The 527-nt window shown below is 54.1% G+C and carries 1 rRNA gene; it reads right to left on the bottom strand.

Annotation, left to right across the window (positions count from 1 at the left end):
- Positions 1 to 527: ribosomal RNA gene (locus tag DK926_RS26920) — 16S ribosomal RNA — on the bottom strand; the annotation flags it as partial.

The raw sequence follows: 527 nt of genomic DNA, 5'->3' as shown, positions 1-527 counted from the left end.
CCATGCGCATATCCTACGGGAGGCTGCAGGATTAGATACCCCTGTAGTCATATGCGCATGAGAAGCTCACTTGACTACTGGGGTATCTAAGCCTGTTTGCTCCCCACGCTTTCGCGCCTCAGCGTCAGTAATGACCAGTTAGCCGCCTTCGCCACCGGTGTTCTTCCCAATATCTACGAATTTCACCTCTACACTGGGAATTCCACTGACCTCTCCATGATTCAAGCGATGCAGTCTAAAAGGCAATTCCAGAGTTGAGCTCTGGGCTTTCACCTCTTACTTACAAAGCCGCCTACGTGCGCTTTACGCCCAGTAATTCCGAATAACGCTAGCCCCCTTCGTATTACCGCGGCTGCTGGCACGAAGTTAGCCGGGGCTTCTTCTACGGGTACCGTCATCATCGTCCCCGTCGAAAGAGCTTTACAACCCGAAGGCCTTCTTCACTCACGCGGCATTGCTGGATCAGGGTTGCCCCCATTGTCCAATATTCCCCACTGCAGCCACCCGTAGGGCAGCTCGCGCATAGC

The sequence above is a fragment of the Rhodococcus sp. Eu-32 genome (genome assembly GCF_003336925.1).
Lineage (GTDB): Bacteria > Actinomycetota > Actinomycetes > Mycobacteriales > Mycobacteriaceae > Rhodococcoides > Rhodococcoides kyotonensis_B.
Note: the sequence above shows the minus strand (reverse complement) of the source record. Positions and strands in the feature narration are given on the sequence as shown.